This is a genomic window from Novosphingobium sp. BL-S-21 (assembly GCF_055521655.1).
This window is the reverse complement of record NZ_CM145495.1, coordinates 278,913-296,669: the sequence shown is the minus strand read 5'-3', so window position 1 is coordinate 296,669 and position 17,757 is coordinate 278,913. Positions and strand designations below refer to the sequence as shown.

Genomic DNA, 17,757 nt, shown 5'->3' with positions numbered 1-17,757 from the left:
TGAAAGGAAAGAACATGACGACCGACTATCCCTCCTCCGGTCGCGTCGTCATCCTGGGCGGCGGTACGGCCGGTTGGCTGGCCGCCGCCTACCTTTCCCGCACGTTGAAGCTGCCGAACGTCACGCTGGTCGAATCCAGCGAAATCGGCATCATCGGCGTGGGGGAAGGGACTTTTCCCACGATCCGCACGACACTGGCGGGCCTCGGGATCAGCGAGGCGGAATTCCTGGTCCGCGCCGACGCCACCTTCAAGCAGGGCGTGCTGTTCGACGGCTGGGCCACCGGCACCGACAGCTATTTCCATCCGTTCAACCTGCCCGTGGGCGGCGAAGACGAAGCGCTGCTGCCGCACTGGATCGCCGATGACAGCGGCCAGCGCCTGCCCTGGGCCGATGCCGTCACCGTGCAGGAACAGGTGATCCGCGCCGGACGCGGTCCCAAGCGGGTCGAAGACCCCGACTTCTCCGGCCCGATGAACTATGCCTACCACTTCGACGCGGCCCGCTTTGCCGATTACTTGCGCGACATATCCGTCGCCGCCGGGGTCGACCGCATCGAAGGAACCGTCGCAACCGTGGAGCGTGCGGGCGATGGCGATATCGCCGCGCTCGTGCTGGCCGATGGCCGCCGCGTGGAAGGCGACTTCTTCCTGGATTGCTCGGGCTTCCGCTCGCTGCTGATCGGCCAGACGCTGGGAGCGGGCTTCACCTCCTGCGCCGGCAGCCTGTTCAACGACCGCGCCCTGGCCATGCAGGTGCCTTATGCCGAACCCGGCGCGCCGGTGCGCCCCTATACTCTGGCCACCGCGCACGAAGCGGGCTGGACCTGGGACATCGGCCTCAGCGAGCGCCGCGGCATCGGCTATGTCTACTCCAGCCGCCATTGCTCGGACGAAGAGGCGGAAGCGACCCTGCGCCGCTATGTCGGCAGCGAAGGTGACAGCCTGACCCCGCGCCAGCTGCGCTTCGAAACCGGCTACCGCGAGACCCAGTGGATCGGCAACTGCGTGGCCGTGGGCCTTTCCGCCGGCTTCTTCGAGCCGCTGGAATCGACCGGCATCATGCTGATCGAGGCCGCGCTCAAGATGATCGGCGAGTTCCTCGTTCCCGGCAGCCGCGCCGCCCGCGATGCTGCCGCGCGCAGCTTCAACCGGCTGATGGCGGCCCGCTTCGAGCGCATCGTCCATTTCCTCAAGCTGCACTACTGCATCACCCGGCGCACCGACACCGCCTATTGGCGCGACAATGCCGATCCGGCCTCCATCCCCGAAGCCTTGCAGGACATGCTGGCGCAGTGGCGCCACCGCCCGCCCTCGCGCTTCGACTTCGTGGTGGATCTCGAGACCTTCCTGCCGCCAAGCTACCACTACATCCTCTACGGCATGGGCTTCGAAACCAGCCTTTCCGCCGGAGCGGCCCGCTATCCCGGTGGCGCCGCCGCGCGCGATGTCTTCTCCCGCGTCCGCAGCGCCCATGCCGGCGCCCGCGGTGCCCTGCCGGACCACCGCGCCCTTCTCGACCATTATCACGCTCGCTCGGCCCCCCAGCCCAACAAGGTTTTCCGATGATTTCTGCCACCAAGACTGCCCTGATCGCCGGCCTCATGGCCGGCGCCAGCCTGAGCGCACCGGCGCTGGCTCAAAACGCGCCTGTCCAGAGCGCGCCTGTCCAGAGTGCTGGGGCCTCCACGTCCGCCGCGACCTCGCCGTCCTCCCAGGCCCGCGCCGATGCCCTCGTCAAGCAGATGACGCTGGAAGAGAAGCTGCAGCTGGTCCACGGGTTCTTCCCGCCGCTGGCCAAGCCGGCGGTGCCCATCGCGATGATCCCCTCTGCCGGCCATATTCCCGGCATTCCGCGCCTAGGCATCCCGACCCTGCGGGAGAGCGACGCCAGCCTCGGCGTCGCCAACCAGATCGAGCAGCGCAAGGGCGACGTCGCCACCGCGCTCCCGGCCAGCATCGCCACCGCCGCCACGTTCAACCCGAAGCTCGCTTATGAAGGCGGCGCGATGATCGGCGCCGAAGCCCGCGCCAAGACCTTCAACGTGCTGCTGGCCGGCGGCGTCAACCTGACCCGCGACCCCTGGAACGGCCGCAATTTCGAGTATCTCGGCGAAGACCCGCTGCTCGCCGGCGTCATGGTGGGTGAGCACATCAAGGGCGTGCAGAGCAACCACATCGTCTCCACCATCAAGCACTTCGCCTTGAACTCGCAGGAGACCGGCCGCACCGTGCTCGATGCCCGGATCGGCACCGCCGAACTGCGCGAGAGCGACCTGCTGGCCTTCCAGCTCGGCATCGAGGCCGGCCAGCCCGCCTCCGTCATGTGCGCCTACAACAAGGTCAATGGCGACTATGCCTGCGAGAACGACTGGCTGCTGAACAAGGTGCTCAAGCAGGACTGGGCCTACAAGGGCTGGGTCATGTCCGACTGGGGCGCGGTCCATTCCACCGAGAAGGCCGCCATCAATGGCCTCGACCAGGATTCCGGCCAGGAACTGGACGACCAGATGTTCTTCGACACCAGGTTCGCCGAAGCGGTGAAGGCCGGGCGCATCCCGATGGCCCGCCTTGACGACATGGTCCGCCGCATCCTGTTCGGCGTGATCGACAGCGGCCTGATGGACAACCCCGTTCCCGAGAGCGCCCAGCAGATCGACTATGCGGCTCACGCCGAAGTCGCCCAGCGCGCGGCCGAGGAAGGCATCGTCCTGCTCAAGAACCAGGGCGACCTGCTGCCTCTCGCCAGGACCGCGAAGAAGATCGTGCTGATCGGCGCCCATGCGGACGTGGGCGTGCTTTCGGGCGGCGGGTCCTCGCAGGTCCGCTCCGTAGGCGGCGCGCCGGTCGAAATCCCCCTGACCAAGGGCGCCGCCGCTTCCTTCGCGCGGATCACCTGGCATGCCTCCTCGCCGCTGAAAGCGATCCAGGCCCTCGCGCCGGGCGCCAGCGTCACGTATGTCGACGGCAGCGACCCCAAGGCGGCAGCCGCCGCCGCGAAGGGCGCGGACATGGCGCTCGTCTTCGCGTGGGCCTGGCGCACCGAGGCGCAGGACCCCGAGAGCATGGCCCTGCCCGACAACCAGGACGCGCTGATCGAGGCCGTCGCCGGCGCCAACAAGAAGACGCTGGTGGTGGTCGAGGCCGGCGGCCCGGTGCTCATGCCCTGGGTCAGCCGCGTGCCCGCCATTCTCCAGGCCTGGTATCCCGGCCAGCGCGGGGGCGAGGCGATCGCCAATATCCTGTTCGGCGCGGTCGATCCTTCGGGCCGCCTGCCGATGACCTTCCCGGTCGGCATCGATCAGGCCCCGCGCCCGCAGCCGCTCGGCCTGGCCGAACTCCACGCCGCCGAAGCGCGGCGCAGCGCCGGGGACAAGACCGTCTACGGCATGAGCGGCGGCGTCGCCTCCTTCCCGGTCGACTACCCGGAGGGCGCCGATGTCGGCTACCGCTGGTATGCCGCGAAGAACGAAAAGCCGCTGTTCCCCTTCGGCTTCGGCCTTACCTACACCAGCTTCCGCTACGCCAACCTCAAGGTGTCCGGCGGCGCCAGGCTGACCGTCGCCTTCGACGTGACCAACAGCGGCAAGCGCGAGGGCGCCGACGTGCCGCAGCTCTATGTCGAGGCGAAAAGCGCCGCAGGCACGAGCGCCTATCGCCTGGCCGGGTTCGAGAAGGTCTGGCTCAAGCCCGGCGAGACCCGTCACGTCTCGCTGACCGTCGACCCGCGCGTGATCGCCCGTTTCGACAACGCCGCGCCCGGCTGGATCGTCGATGCCGGCGCCTATCGCCTGCGCATCGGCCACTTCGCCGGTGACGCCGCTCTCGAAGGCGCCGCCAATCTCGACCGGGTGACCGCCAGGCCGTGACGACCAAGCCCTGATACCCCCGGCGGCGGCACCGGCTTCCCGTCGGAGCGCCGCCACAGCCCCATCCTGACGCCCGCCCTCACAGGAGACCTCATGACCCGCCGTTTCCCAGCCGCTTCCCTGTCGATCCTCGCCCTGGCGCTGACCGGAGCGGCGGGCGCGCAATCTGCGTCTCCTCAGGCCGCCGCTCAGGCAGCCTCCCCAGTGGCCAATCCGGCGATCTGGCCCAAGGTGAACGCCCAGCCGAAGCGCGATCCCAAAGTGGAAAAGCGCGTCGATGCGCTGATCCAGGCGATGTCCCTGGAAGACAAGGTCGGCCAGATCATCCAGGTCGACATCGGCTCGATCAAGCCCGCGGACGTGGTCACCTACAAGATCGGTTCGGTGCTGAACGGCGGCAACAGCGGCCCTTATGACGACGAATATGCCTCGCCCGCCAAGTGGCTGAAGCTGGCGGACGAGTTCTACGACGCCTCGATGACCCGCAGCGATTCTCGCCCGAAGGTTCCCATCATCTGGGGCACGGATTCGGTCCACGGGAACAACAACATCGTCGGCGCCACGCTTTTCCCGCACAACATCGGCCTTGGCGCCGCCAGGGACCGCGATCTCATCCGCAAGATCGGTGAAGTGACCGCGCTGGAAACGGCGGCGGCCGGGCTCGACTGGACGTTCGCGCCCACGCTCGCCGTCGTGCAGGACGACCGCTGGGGCCGCACGTACGAAAGCTATGGCGAAGAGCCGGAGATCGCGGCGGACTATGCCGGCGCCATGATCGAAGGCGTGCAGGGCAAAGTCGGCACCAAGGACTTCCTCGCCCCCAACCACCTGATCGCCACCACCAAGCATTTCCTGGGCGACGGCGGCACCGGCGGCCGGGATCAGGGCGACACGCGGATTTCCGAAGAGGTTCTGCGCGACGTCCATCTCGGCGGCTATCCCGCCGCGATCGAGGCCGGTACCCAGTCGGTCATGGCCAGCTTCTCCAGCTGGAACGGCGCAAAGATGAGCGGCAACAAGTCGCTCCTCACCGGCGTGCTGAAGGACCGCATGGGCTTCGACGGCTTCGTGGTGGGCGACTGGAACAGCCATGGGCAGGTCGAAGGCTGCACCAACGAGGATTGCCCCCAGGCGATCAACGCCGGGCTGGACATGTTCATGTATTCCGGGCCGGGCTGGAAGCAGCTCTACGACAACACCCTGCGCGAGGCGAAGGACGGCACCATTCCCATGGCCCGCCTGGACGATGCCGTGCGCCGCATCCTGCGCGTGAAGCTGCGCGCGGGTACGTTCGAGCGCGGCCGCCCCTCGTCCCGCGTGGCGGCCGGCAAGTTCGACGTGATCGCCAGCGCCGCCCACAAGGCCATTGCGCGGCAGGCGGTGCAGGAATCGCTGGTCCTGCTCAAGAACGAGGGCGTGCTACCGCTGAAGCCCAGCGCCAATATCCTGGTGGCGGGCAAGGCGGCCGACAGCGTGAGCCAGCAGGCCGGCGGCTGGTCGATCACCTGGCAGGGCGCGGACCTGCCCAACTCCGCGTTCCCCAATGCCACCACCATCTGGAAGGGCATCGAGGACACCGTGAAGGCTGCAGGCGGCACCGCGACTTACGCGCCGGACGGCACATTCGCGAAGAAGCCCGACGCCGCGATCGTGGTCTTCGGCGAAACTCCTTATGCCGAGTTCAAGGGCGACATTCCCAACCTGGAATACAGCCCCGGAGACAAGCCGGACCTGGCGATGCTGAAGCGCCTCAAGGCGGCGGGCATTCCGGTCGTCGCCGTGTTCCTGTCTGGCCGGCCGCTATGGGTGAATGCGGAGCTGAACGCCTCGGACGCCTTCGTCGCGGCCTTCCTGCCGGGCAGCGAGGGCGGCGGCGTGGCCGACGTGCTGTTCGCCAGGGCCGACGGCGCGGTCGCTCACGACTTCAAGGGCAAGCTCAGCTTCTCCTGGCCCAAGCGCCCCGACCAATATGTGCTGAACCGCCGCGATCCGGGCTACGATCCCCTGTTCGCGTTCGGCTACGGCCTTTCCTATGCCCGCCCCGGCAAAGTGGGCAAGCTGGACGAAACCCGCCCCGCAGGCATGACCGAGGCGACTCCCGGCACGTTCTACGGCACCGGGCGGACTCCTCCGGGCTGGCAGTTCGACACGCAGCTGGTCAAGGAAACCGGCGTGGACCGGCGCGCGCAGGAAGATGCCCGCCTGTTCACCTGGGGAGAGCCGGGCGGCAAGGCGGGAAGCGGCACGGCAACAGGCCGCGTCGCCATCGTCGCGCCCCGCCCCATCGACCTCTCGCGCGAGAGCAACGGAGAGATCAGCCTGGTGATCCAGTACCGGCTGGACGGCAAGCCCACCGGCCCGGTCACGCTGGGCATGGAGAGCGGCGGCAAGACGGTGGGAGTCCCGCTCACGCAGACGCTGGCCAAGGCGGCGCCGGGCACCTGGACCACGTTCGCCATCCCGCTGCAATGCTTCGCCAGCCGCGGCGCCGACATGCACGCCCTCACCGCGCCGCTGGTGCTGTCCGCCACCGGACCGTTCGCCATCGCCATCTCCGATGTGAAGCTGGACTATGTCTCGATGCCGATGAACGCCTGCGGCGGCTGAGGCCCGCAAGGGGCCGGAACGCATCTCCCCCGCTTTTCGGCCCTTCGGACATATTGAGTTCCACCCGCAGAAGTGATTTAATCCGTCCTGCACGCGTAGGCCCGGCCTGCAAGCGTCGGCCTGCGCAGAAAGGGTCCGTTACCCTGACGATGGGCCCTCTTGCCGGGCCATGGTGCTGGCCCCTGACGTTGGGACCTCGCCATGCACAAGGCAGCTTTTCTGGTCTACGCCCTGGTCGTCTACGGACTGTTCCTGGCGACTTTCCTTTATCTGATCGGCTTCCTCGGCAATGTTCCGGGTCTTCCCTTCACGGTGGACCGCGGACCGGGCGCTCCTTTCGCGGCGGCAGTGGTGCTCGATCTGGCGCTGATCGCGCTGTTCGGCGTCCAGCACAGCGTGATGGCGCGGCAGGGCTTCAAGCGGCGATGGACCCGGATCGTCCCGCCCCCGATCGAGCGCAGCACATATGTGCTCTTTGCCAGCCTCGCGCTGATCGTGCTGTTCCTGTTGTGGCGGCCCATCCCCGCGGTCGTCTGGGATCTTTCCGGCCCGACGCCCCGCGCGCTGGTCTGGGCGCTGTTCGCCGCGGGCTGGGTGATCGTGCTGACGAGCACGTTCCTCATCGATCACTTCGAACTCTTCGGCCTGAGCCAGGTCATCCGCCACGCGCGCGGAGGAACGCCCGCCGCCCCGCGCATGCGCCAGCCGCTGTTCTACCGCGTCGTGCGCCATCCGCTCTATTCGGGCTTCTTCCTGGCCTTCTGGGCCGCGCCGACCATGACCGCCGGCCACCTGCTGCTGGCGCTGGGAATCTCGGCCTATATCCTGATCGCCATCCGCTACGAGGAGCGCGACCTGGTGCATCTGTTCGGCCACGACTACGAGAGCTATCGGCTGCGCGTGGGCATGCTGGTGCCGCGGTTCCCGGGGAAAACTTCTAGGCCGCCGCGAAAGTGAGCGCCTCGATCTTGTTGCCGTCGGGATCGCGCACGAAGGCGGCATAGTAGTGACGGTCGTACTCCGGCCTCAGTCCGGGTGCCCCGTCGGCGCTGCCGCCGCTGGCGATCGCCACGCGGAAGAACGCCTCCACCGCCGCGCGCGCTTCCACTTCGAAAGCGATGTGGACGCCGTTGCCCGGCGTCGCCGCGCCGCCATCTGCCGGGAGGTTGAGGCTGAACACGGTGATCCCCGCCCCGTAGCCGACCGCCTCATCCACATCCAGGGTCCGCGACAGCCCCAGCTCGCGCATGACCGGGTCATAGAAGGCGCGGGCGCGGGCGAGGTCGGACGTGCCGAGGGAAACGTGATGGAGCATGCCCGGGGAACGAGCGCCGGGCGATCCGGTTCCGGCGCGGGGGCTTTGCTGCCGCTTCGCCGGAACCGGATGACGGTCCGACCCGTCAGGCGGGACTGACGAGCATCAGCGCATCCAGCGCCACCGCACCCTGCCCAGTGGGATGCAGGATCACCGGGTTGAGGTCGATCTCCGCCAGCGAAGGCTCTGCCGCCAGGATCGCGCCCACTTGCGCTACCAGCCGCGCCAGCGCCCGTACATCGAGGGCCGGCGATCCGCGATAGCCGGCCAGCAGCGGCGCGCTTTCAAGCTCCATCAGCTCCGCCGCGATCTGCTCCTGCGTCATGTCGGGCGTGAACAGGCGCACGTCCTGCAGGATTTCCGCCGTCACGCCGCCGAACCCGGCCAGGACCACCGGGCCCCACTCGGGATCGTTGCGACCGCCGACTATCATTTCCAGCCCGCGTGCGCCCATCTTCTCGATGAGAACGCCGTCCAGCACCAGCGCGGCATCGTAGGCGCCGACATTGGCATGGATGCGCGTCCACGCCTGGGCCACCGCATCGGCATCCGCCAGCCCCAGGATCACCCCGCCCGCGTCGCTCTTGTGCCCCAGCGCCGCCGCCTGGGCCTTCATCGCCACCGGATAGCCCACCGCATCGGCAGCCGAGACGGCAGCCTCGGCGCTGTCCGCGAAGCGCCCTGCCGGGAACGCGAAGCCGAGCGGCGCCAGCAGTTCCTTCGCGCGGTACTCGGCGATCACGCCCTCGCGGTCGCGCAGACCCGGCACCGGCATCGGGGCCGTCTCTGCCGCCTTGAGGTCGCGTGCCGCCAGCGCCCCCAGCCGCGCGAGCGCGCGGAAGGCCCGCTCGTTGCTGGGGAAGCAGGGGATGCCCCGCGCCCGCAGCGCGGCGATATGCTCGGGTGGGATCGGCGCGCCTTCGTCCAGTCCGGCGAAGACCAGCGGCTTGTCGATCGTGCGGCCTTCCAGCGCGGCCAGGATCGCGGGCACCTTGATGGCGCACGTCACGGGATCGGTCTGGATGATCCCCGCCACCACGCCGCCGACGCGCGGATCGTCCAGCAGAGCGGCCAGCGTATGGGTGTATATCTCCGGCTGGCTCAACCCCTGCGCCGTGATGTCGAGTGGATTGCTGACCGGCACGAAAGGCGGCAGCGCGGCGCGCAGGGCCGGGGAATCCGCATCGCCCAGCGGCGCAAGGGCAATGCCCAGCTCTTCCGCCAGATCGAGCGTCAGCGCCTTGAAGGCGCCGGACTCGCCCAGCACCGCCAGCTCCGCCTGCGCCAGCGCGGGCGCGCGCAGGAGCACTTCGGAGATATCGCCCAGCTCTTCCAGCGTTTCTGCGAAGACCACGCCGGCCCGCTCCACCTTGCGGCGCATCAGCTTGTAGTCGCCCGCCATGGCCCCGGTATGAGTCGCGGCGGACTCACGCGCGGCGCTGGACTTGCCGGGGTGCAGCAGCACCACCTGCTTGCCTGCCGCGCGGGCACGGCGCGCCGCGGCCAGGAAGCGCGCGGGACGGCGGAACTGCTCCACGATCATGGCGATGACCTGGGTGTCGCCATCCTCGACCAGCCAGTCGACATAGTCCTCGACGCCGCTGGCGGCCTCGTTGCCGGTCGAAACCGAATAGCTGATCGCCAGGTCGCGCGCCTGGAAGGTGGTGCAGAGCACGGCCGCCATCGCGCCCGATTGCGACACCACCGCCACCGCGCGGCGGCCCGACGGGGCGACCGTGTCGGTCTCCACGAAGGTCAGCGGTATGCCGTCTACATGGTTGACCAGGCCCAGGCAGTTCGGGCCCTCGATCACCATGCCGTGCTCGGCGGCGATGCGGGCGATTTCCGCCTGCTGCGCCTTGCCCTCTTCACCGCCCTCGGCAAAGCCTGCCGAGAAGATGATCGCGCCGCCGCAGCCGCGCACGGCCAGACCGCGCACGGCGTCCACCACGCCTGCCTGCGGGATCGCCAGGACCGCCACGTCGACGCCTTCGGGCAGAGCCTCCACGGAAGGCAGGCAGGTGCGGAAACCGATCGTCTCGCGCTTGGGGTTGATGGGATAGACCTCCCCCGCGAACGCGTTGCGGTCGAGATTGCCCAGCACCGAGGCGCCGAGCGCCCCGGGCTTGTCGCTTGCACCCACCACCGCGACCGAGCGCGGCCGCAGCAGACGCGCGATCGCGTCCCTCGGCAGGGTTCTTTCGTTCATCGCTGCCTCTCCCAGGGCCTGGCGCTCAGCGCGCCTTGTTCAGATCGTAGGCGCCGAGACCGGGCTTGTACGTCTTGTCGTCGATGAATTGACGAGTGGCTTCCTTGCGCCCCTCGCCATCGAAGAAGTTCGCCGCTTCCTGCGTGCGCACGAGGTAGTCCATCGAATTGTCGAAGGTCATCTCGCTCACCCGGCGGATCGCCCACTTGGTGCCGCGCAGCGCCACGGGGTTCTTGCCGAGCAGGACCGTGGCCACTTCGGTCACGCGCGCCTTGAGCTTCTCCGCCGGCACCGCTTCGTTGACGAGGCCCCATTCGGCGGCCTTCCGGCCATCGATGTTCTCGCCCATCATGGCGTGGTACATGGCGTTGCGGAAGCCGGTCAGCTCGACGATGATCTTGCTGGCGCCGCCGCCGGGCAGGATGCCCCAGTTGATTTCGGACAGGCCGAACTGCGCGTCTTCCGCGGCAACCGCCAGGTCGCAGCCGAACAGCGGGCCATAAGCGCCGCCGAAGCACCAGCCGTTGACCATCGCGATCGTCGGCTTCTCGTACCAGCGCAGGCGTTCCCACCAGCCATAGGCTTCGCGCTGGGCCTTGCGGACATGGCCGAGGCCCTTCTCTTCGTTTTCGCGGAAGTATTCCTTGAGGTCCATGCCGGCCGAGAAGGCGGTGCCCTCTCCGGTCAGCACCAGGACGCCCACGTCGTCGCGGAATTCCAGCTCGTCGAGCACTTCCTTCATGCGCCGGTTGAGGCTGGGGCTCATGCAATTGCGCTTCTCGGGGCGATTGAACGAAACCCAGGCGATGCGGTTTTCGACGGTGTAGGAAACGGTATCGGTTTCAGCGCGGTCTTGCATGGCTATCCTCTTTCCTTGATTGCTGTCATGCATAGCAACACGATTGCTATCGTCAATAGCATAAACAACGAGGGACCATGACCGATCTTCTGGGGCAACTGCCGGGCTATGCGCTGCGCCGCGCCGCCAATGCCGTGATGGGCGAACTGGGCGACCTGCTGGGCGATCGCGGTTTCCGCATCACCGAGGCTGCCGTGCTGCTGCTGGTCCAGGACCGTTCGGACCTCACCAGCAGCCAGATCGGCAAGACGCTGGACATCCAGCGCGCCAACATGGTGCCGCTGCTGAACCGGCTGGAAGCGGCCGGCTGGATCCGCCGCGAGCCGCTGGACGGCAAATCGCTGGCGATCATGCTTACGCCCGAAGGGGCGGCAAAAGTCACGGAACTCGGTGAAGTGATCGAAGCGTTCGAGCAGAAGCTGCTGGACCGCGTGCCCGCCGAGCACCGCGACCACTTGCTCCCCGCGCTCAACGCCATCTGGCGATAGGCGGCGGGCGCGCCGCCGAAGTGGAGAGCGGGTTGCCCCGCTCTCGGTTCCCTCAGATCGGGTAGTGGCCCGGCTGCGTTTCCACCGTGATCCAGCGGGTCTCGGTGAAGCTGTCCAGGCCCTGCCGGCCGCCGAAGCGCCCATAGCCCGAGGCGCCGACGCCGCCGAAGGGCATCTGCGCCTCGTCATGCACGGTCGGGCCGTTGACGTGGCAGATGCCGGATCGGATGCGCCGCGCGACGCCCAGCCCGCGCGCGGTGTCGCGGGTGAAGACAGCGGCGGAAAGGCCGTATTCGGTGTCGTTGGCCAGTTCGACGGCGTGGTCCTCGTCCCGCGCGCGGATCATGGCGACGACCGGGCCGAAGCTCTCGTCGCGGTAGAGGTTCATCGCCGAAGTCACGCCGTCCACCACGGTCGCGGGCATGAGCACGCTGTCCGCCGCGCCGCCCGTGAGGATGCGCGCTCCCTTGTCGGCGGCATCGGCGATCAGCGCATTGACGTGGTCCACGGTCTTGCGGTCCACCACGGCGCCGAGCGGGGTCTTGCCCTCGCGCGGGTCGCCCGTGGTCATGGTGGAGACTTTCGCGGCGAACTTCTCCGCAAAGGCGTCCGCCACCGCATCGACCACGATGATCCGCTCGGTCGACATGCAGATCTGGCCCTGGTTCATGAAGGCGCCGAATGCCGCGGCCTTGACCGCCTCATCCAGGTCGGCGTCGTGCAGCACCACGAACGGCGCCTTGCCGCCCAATTCGAGCAGGCAGGGCTTGAGATGCTCGGCCGCGCGCTTGGCGATGATCTTGCCGACCGCGGTGGAGCCGGTGAAGTTGATGCGCTTCACGGCAGGCGCATCGATCAGCGCGCCCACCACTTCGGCCGCCTGGGCCGGGGCATTGGTGACGACGTTGACCACGCCCTCGGGGAATCCGGCCTCGGCGAAAGCCTCGATGATCAGGGCATGGGTGCGCGGGCATTGCTCGCTGGCCTTGAGGATCACGGCATTGCCGCAGGCGAGCGGCACGGCGATCGCGCGCACGCCCAGGATGATCGGGGCGTTCCAGGGCGCAATGCCCAGAATCACGCCCACCGGCTCGCGGATCGCCATGGCCAGGCAGCCCGGCTTGTCCGAGGGGATGATCTCGCCGGTGATCTGGGTGGTCAGCGAGGCCGCCTCGCGCACGATCCCGGCGGCCAGCGTCAGGTTGAACATGGCCCAGCCCGCGGTCGCGCCGATCTCGCCCATCATGGCATCGACGAACGCGTCCTTGCGCGCTTCCAGCGCATCGGCGGCCCGCAGCAGCACCGCGCGGCGCGCATTCGGCCCCAGCGCGCCCCAGGCAGGCTGCGCAGCGCCGGCCCGGGCGGCGATCGCAGGCATCTGTTCGGCCGTCATGGCCTCTGCGCTGGAGGCGACGTCGCCGGTCAGCGGATTGATGCGCTCGAACTTCATGGCGTGGATTCTCCCAAAGATTTAGCTATTGGCTATAGCATTAAACCAGCCCATGCAAGCGGGGCGCATCGGCTGACGGCCGCAAGGCGTTGACCGGCAGGCCCTGTTCCGCGCATCGTCCGCCCAGCGTTGCATGGCTGAAGGATGTGGAATTGGACCGGTGGCAAGCCATGAGGATCTTCGTCCGGGTGGCGGAAACGGCGAGTTTCGTCGAGGCGGCCCGGCAGATGCATCTCAGCCCGCCGGCCGTCACGCGGGCGGTATCGGGCCTGGAAGAGGACATCGGGGTCAGGCTGCTGGCGCGAACGACGCGATCGGTGAAGATGACCGAGGCCGGCCAGCGCTATTTCGAGGATTGCCGCCGCATCCTGGCCGACATCGCCGAAGCGGAGGCTTCCGCGGCGGGATCGCACGGCAATCCCACCGGCACGCTCATCGTCACCGGGCCGATCATGTTCGGACAGATGCACGTCCTGCCGATCCTGCTGGAATATCTCGACATGTTCCCGAGCGTCACCGGCCGCAGCCTCTTCGTGGACCGGGGCGTCAACATCGTCGAGGAAGGGATCGATGTCGCCGTGCGGATCGGGCATCTCCCCGCCTCGGGCCTCAGCGCCACGCGCGTGGGCTGGGTGCGGCGGACGATCTGCGGCGCGCCTTCCTATTTCGAGCGGCACGGCGTGCCTCGCTCCCCAGCCGATCTGGCGGATCACCGCGTGATCGTGCCGACCGGCGCCTGGGTCTCCCCGGAGTGGCACTTCGGCCCCGACGGACGGACCCGCGTGACCGTGCACCCGCGGCTGCTGTGCAATACCAACCAGGCCGCCATCGCCGCCGCCGAGCAGGGCTGGGGCATCACCCGCGTGCTGTCCTACCAGGTCGGCCCGGCGCTGGCGGCGGGGCGCCTGCAGTCCGTGCTGGACGATCATGCCGAAAGCCCGATGCCGATCCACGTCGTCCATGCCGAGGGGCGGCATGCCACAGCCAAAGTGCGGGCTTTCGTGGACCTGGCCGTCCAGCGCCTGCGCGGCAACGACCTGTTGCAGTGACGGAGTCATTATTCCTCAAATAGGAACAATGAGTTCCGCAGACACCCGATTATCGAGATCGGGCATAAGAACTACTTCTTCCATCAGAGGCTGACGCAGCTCGCTCGGCCGCTCTCACGAAAGTGGAAGACATGACCAAGCCCCTGATCCCCGCTCCGCTCCCCCAGACGTTCCAAGCCGCCACCCAGAATGCGGCCTCCGCCGCCGCCCACAATACGGCCTCCGCCGCGGCCCACAATGCGGCCTCCGCCGCCATCCACTACCGCACCGCCACGGTCGAAGGCCTGACGATGGCCTATCGCGAAGCCGGCCCGGCGGACGCTCCGGTGGTGCTTCTGCTCCACGGCTTCCCCACCTCTTCGCACATGTTCCGCAACCTGATCCCGCTGCTGGCGGACGGCTACCGCGTGATCGCGCCGGACTATCCCGGCTTCGGCCAGAGCGACGCACCGGACCACACCGCCTTCGACTACAGCTTCGCCCACTATGCCGACCTGGTCGACGCCTTGCTGGAGCAGATCGGCGCCGCGCACTATGCCATGTATGTCATGGATTACGGGGCGCCCGTGGGCTACCGGCTGGCGCTGAAGCACCCCGAGCGCGTCACCGGACTGATCGTGCAGAACGGCAATGCCTATGACGAGGGGCTCGGCGCGTTCTGGGACCCGATCAAGACCTACTGGCAGAGCGGATCGGCCGAGGACCGCGAGGCGCAGGCCTGGCTCGTCACGCCGGAAGCCACCCGCTTCCAGTACACCGACGGCGTCCGCGACGTCACCCGCATCAGCCCGGACAACTGGGTCCACGACCAGGCCCTGCTCGACCGGCCGGGCAACCGCGAGATCCAGCTCGACCTGTTCTACGACTACCGCACCAATGTGCCGCTCTATCCCGCGTTCCAGCAGTTCTTCCGCGAACACAGGCCGCCGACGCTGATCGTCTGGGGCAAGAACGACATGATCTTCCCCGAGTCCGGCGCTCATCCCTACTTGCGCGACCTGCCCCAGGCCGAAATGCACATCCTCGACACCGGGCACTTCGCGCTGGAGGACAAGCTGGACGAGATGGCGCCGCTCATCCGCAGCTTCCTCGACCGTGAGGTGGCGACCCGCTGATCCGGGCCACAAGGGGGCCGGGCACCCGCCCGGCACCCTTTTACCACCCGTCATCGCTTTGGAGATGGACCATGTCCTACGGATTTCTGGATATCGCCATGACGCCCAGCGTTCGCGCGGCCCAGGCGGAAATGGGCGCCGACCGGCAATGGGCCCACTTCGAGGGAGACCGCGAATTCGACCGCTTCACCGCGAACGAGGCGGCCTTCATCGCCGCGCGCGACAGCTTCTACATGGGGTCCGTATCCGAGGACGGCTGGCCCTATGTCCAGCATCGCGGCGGCCCCGCCGGCTTCCTCAAGCTGGTGGACGAACGGACGCTGGCCTTCGCCGACTATCGCGGCAACCGCCAGTACATCAGCACCGGCAACCTGGCCGCGAACGACCGGGCCTGCCTGATCCTGATGGACTATCCGCGCCGCATGCGGCTGAAGATCTATGCCCATGTCGAGAAGCTCTCGCTTGACGCCGATGCGGCGCTGACCGATCTCGTCATGGACCCCGGCTACAAGGCGCGGCCGGAGCGGATCTTCCGGTTGCGGCTGGCGGCGTTCGACTGGAACTGCCCCCAGCACATCACGCCCCGCTTCACCGAGCGGGAAATCGAACAGGCGGTCCGCCCGTTGCACGAGCGGATGGCCGAACTGGAGGCGGAGAACGCAGCCCTGCGCAGCCGCCTGGAAGAAGGACACGCATGATGGAAAACCCGCGCCCGCCGCTGCCGCCGTTCACTGCCGAAAGCGCGGCCGAGAAAGTGCGCCTGGCCGAGGATGGCTGGAACAGCCGCGACCCCGCCCGGGTCGCGCTGGCCTATACGCCTGACAGCGCATGGCGCAATCGCGCCGAATTCCTGAACGGACGCCCGGCCATCATCGCTTTCCTCACCGCCAAATGGCAGCGCGAGCGCGACTACCGGCTGATCAAGGAACTCTGGGCCTTCCGCGAAAACCGCATCGCCGTGCGCTTCGCTTACGAATGGCACGACGACAGCGGCGACTGGTTCCGCTCCTATGGCAACGAGAACTGGGAGTTCGACGCCGATGGCCTGATGCGCAGACGCCTGGCCTGCATCAACGATGCCCCCATCGCCGAGGCCGACCGGCTGTTCCACTGGCCGCTCGGGCGCCGTCCGGACGAGCACCGCGGCCTCAGCGACCTCGGGCTCTGACGATATCCGCTGCGCCGGGCGCGGTGTGGCCTGTCAGCGCACCCGGCCCGGCACATCGGGACGTTCAGCGGCCCAGCGTCCCGGCCCAGGCACGCATGTCCGCGGCAAAACGCGTCAGTTCGCCTTCGTCCTCGAACACCGAATGGCCCGCCGCATAAGTCTTCGAGGTGCGGCGATCCGGCCCGATCCCGGCATGGTCGAGCGCGAACTGCCCCGCCGCGACCGGCGTTGTGATGTCGTAGTAACCGCCCACCGTCATCAGCTTCATGTCCGGCTTGTCGGCCATGGCCCTGGCCAGGAAGGGCGCGAAGCGCACGGTGCGATAGACTTCGCCGCGGCCCCAGTCCCACTTGAAGTTGATGCCCAGGTTGAGCGTGCGATAGGCGCTCGGCAAGGGATAGCCCAGGTCCTTGCCGATGTAGTCGGCGATCAGATGGCCGGTCTCCCCGCCCAGCGTCATGGAAGGATCGTCGAAGGGCGGGTGCATGTTGGATTCGGCAATGGCCCGCGTCGCGCGGCCGTCGAGCTGGCCGGTGCGCAGGCCCTTGGCGGAAAGCAGGCCGAGCATGAAGGATTGCCGGTCCAGCTGCAGCCCGTCCTTTTCCAGCGTCGCCGCGGGGATCCCGATCAGTTCCGAGATGCGTGCGGCGATTTTCGCCCGGTCGGCCTCCGGCAGCGACGCGCCGGCGATGAGGGCGCGGGCATAGTCGTTCTCCGCAAAGGCGCGGGCTTCGGCGAAGTGCTCCGCCACCGACTTGCCCTTGCGGTCGACGGCCTGGTGATACCAGGCGACGGCGGCGAGCGTGGGCAGGAGCGAAACGTCGGAGATCACGGGGCCGTCGTTGTCGCCCAGCGAAAGCGAGAACAGCGCCACGCCGTTGGGCAGCGGCAGCTTCGCCTTGCTTTCGGCATCGAGCATGGCCAGCGCCCGTGCGGTGCCGTAGCTTTCGCCCACGATCGCGAAAGGCGCATCGGTGCGGCCATTGGCCCGGCGCCAGCGCTGCACCACGTCGGCCACGGCGGCGGCATCGCCGGAGACCGAGAACAGGCTGGTGGCATCGGCGCCCTTCACCGGCATCGAAGCGCCGGTGCCCGGCGGATCGATGAACACCAGGTCGGCCACGTCGAGCAGGCTGTGCGGATTGTCGTCCAGCCGCGCGGCATCACCCTTGCCGACGATCCGGCGCGGGCCGAAGGCGTTGAGGTGCAGCGGCGAGGACGATGCGCCGGGGCCGCCGTTGAAGAAGAACAGCACCGGCCGCTTCGCACGCGCCCCGGTGTGCTTCGCATGGGCCGCATTGCGCGCGACATAAGCGTAAGTGACGACCACCGCCGCCGTCTGCCCCTTGGCGTTCGCCACCGGCGTTTCGGTGACGATCGCGTCATAGCCCAGCTTTCGGCCGCCGAAGGTTCCCTCGTGGCGGGTGAGCACGACCCTGTCGCTGGCGGCAGGACGCTCCACCATCGGCTCCATGGCCTTGAGGAATACCGGCGGCATCGGCAGGCTTTCGTCCTGCGCCAGCAGCGGACCCGCGGGCAGGAGCGCGGCCACAGGCAGGAGCGCGGACAGGGCTAGCAGGCTGGAACGCAGGAAAACGGTCTTCTTGGCGGACATGGGGTCTGGTTCCG

At 68.2% G+C, this 17,757-nt stretch carries 14 protein-coding genes; 9 read left to right on the top strand and 5 right to left on the bottom strand.

Going from position 1 to position 17,757, the window contains the following annotated elements; all coding sequences use genetic code 11:
• The first annotated feature begins 14 nt into the window (after window positions 1–14).
• From ACZ1J6_RS01215 to mddA, 4 genes are all read left to right on the top strand, one after another.
• A complete protein-coding gene (locus tag ACZ1J6_RS01215; RefSeq protein ID WP_134095948.1) occupies window positions 15–1,568 on the top strand; it encodes a tryptophan halogenase family protein in 1,554 nt (517 codons plus the stop codon).
• Window positions 1,565–3,868 (top strand): beta-glucosidase family protein, encoded by a 2,304-nt coding sequence (locus ACZ1J6_RS01210; RefSeq protein WP_166675364.1) that lies wholly within the window; start codon window positions 1,565–1,567, stop codon window positions 3,866–3,868. Before ACZ1J6_RS01215 ends, ACZ1J6_RS01210 begins: the two co-directional genes overlap by 4 nt.
• A 93-nt stretch (window positions 3,869–3,961) precedes the next feature.
• The gene (locus ACZ1J6_RS01205) at window positions 3,962–6,475 is read left to right on the top strand and encodes a glycoside hydrolase family 3 protein (RefSeq protein WP_134095947.1); all 2,514 of its coding nucleotides are present in this window, start codon (window positions 3,962–3,964) and stop codon (window positions 6,473–6,475) included.
• Window positions 6,476–6,676: 201 nt separating this feature from the next.
• Entirely contained in the window at window positions 6,677–7,432 is a 756-nt protein-coding gene (gene mddA / locus ACZ1J6_RS01200) for a methanethiol S-methyltransferase (RefSeq protein ID WP_134095946.1), read from the top strand.
• Here the strand turns inward: mddA and ACZ1J6_RS01195 are convergent.
• The 3 genes from ACZ1J6_RS01195 to ACZ1J6_RS01185 all read right to left on the bottom strand — a co-directional run bounded on the left by ACZ1J6_RS01195 (window position 7,413) and on the right by ACZ1J6_RS01185 (window position 10,858).
• Complete coding sequence (locus tag ACZ1J6_RS01195) at window positions 7,413–7,790, bottom strand: VOC family protein (RefSeq protein ID WP_134095945.1); 378 nt, start codon at window positions 7,788–7,790, stop codon at window positions 7,413–7,415. The two genes, mddA and ACZ1J6_RS01195, sit on opposite strands and share 20 nt — an antisense overlap.
• A gap of 85 nt (window positions 7,791–7,875) precedes the next feature.
• Window positions 7,876–9,999 (bottom strand): acetate--CoA ligase family protein, encoded by a 2,124-nt coding sequence (locus tag ACZ1J6_RS01190; RefSeq protein ID WP_134095944.1) that lies wholly within the window; start codon window positions 9,997–9,999, stop codon window positions 7,876–7,878.
• Window positions 10,000–10,024: 25 nt separating this feature from the next.
• Complete coding sequence (locus ACZ1J6_RS01185) at window positions 10,025–10,858, bottom strand: p-hydroxycinnamoyl CoA hydratase/lyase (protein ID WP_132268873.1); 834 nt, start codon at window positions 10,856–10,858, stop codon at window positions 10,025–10,027.
• A 77-nt stretch (window positions 10,859–10,935) separates the two neighbouring features.
• Between ACZ1J6_RS01185 and ACZ1J6_RS01180 the strand changes: the two genes are divergently transcribed.
• Window positions 10,936–11,346 carry a MarR family winged helix-turn-helix transcriptional regulator gene (locus ACZ1J6_RS01180; protein ID WP_132268875.1) on the top strand — a complete coding sequence of 137 codons (411 nt, stop codon included), beginning with the start codon at window positions 10,936–10,938 and terminating at the stop codon, window positions 11,344–11,346.
• A gap of 52 nt (window positions 11,347–11,398) precedes the next feature.
• Here ACZ1J6_RS01180 and ACZ1J6_RS01175 read toward each other — a convergent pair whose 3' ends face one another.
• Window positions 11,399–12,796, bottom strand: a complete 1,398-nt coding sequence (locus ACZ1J6_RS01175; protein WP_134095943.1) for an aldehyde dehydrogenase — start codon at window positions 12,794–12,796, stop codon at window positions 11,399–11,401.
• Window positions 12,797–12,966: 170 nt separating this feature from the next.
• Here ACZ1J6_RS01175 and ACZ1J6_RS01170 point away from each other — a divergent pair, with 170 nt between their 5' ends.
• The 4 genes from ACZ1J6_RS01170 to ACZ1J6_RS01155 all read left to right on the top strand — a co-directional run bounded on the left by ACZ1J6_RS01170 (window position 12,967) and on the right by ACZ1J6_RS01155 (window position 16,128).
• Window positions 12,967–13,845: a LysR family transcriptional regulator gene (locus ACZ1J6_RS01170; protein WP_243841236.1), complete on the top strand. Its 879-nt coding sequence runs from the start codon at window positions 12,967–12,969 to the stop codon at window positions 13,843–13,845.
• Window positions 13,846–13,976: 131 nt separating this feature from the next.
• Window positions 13,977–14,960, top strand: a complete 984-nt coding sequence (locus ACZ1J6_RS01165) for an alpha/beta fold hydrolase (protein ID WP_431567295.1) — start codon at window positions 13,977–13,979, stop codon at window positions 14,958–14,960.
• A 71-nt stretch (window positions 14,961–15,031) separates the two neighbouring features.
• Entirely contained in the window at window positions 15,032–15,658 is a 627-nt protein-coding gene (locus ACZ1J6_RS01160) for a pyridoxamine 5'-phosphate oxidase family protein (RefSeq protein ID WP_134095940.1), read from the top strand.
• Entirely contained in the window at window positions 15,658–16,128 is a 471-nt protein-coding gene (locus tag ACZ1J6_RS01155) for a nuclear transport factor 2 family protein (protein ID WP_134095939.1), read from the top strand. Before ACZ1J6_RS01160 ends, ACZ1J6_RS01155 begins: the two co-directional genes overlap by 1 nt.
• A 64-nt stretch (window positions 16,129–16,192) precedes the next feature.
• On the opposite strand, the gene ACZ1J6_RS01150 is transcribed toward ACZ1J6_RS01155, so the two are convergent.
• Window positions 16,193–17,743, bottom strand: a complete 1,551-nt coding sequence (locus ACZ1J6_RS01150) for a S10 family serine carboxypeptidase-like protein (protein ID WP_134095938.1) — start codon at window positions 17,741–17,743, stop codon at window positions 16,193–16,195.
• Window positions 17,744–17,757: the final 14 nt, after the last annotated feature.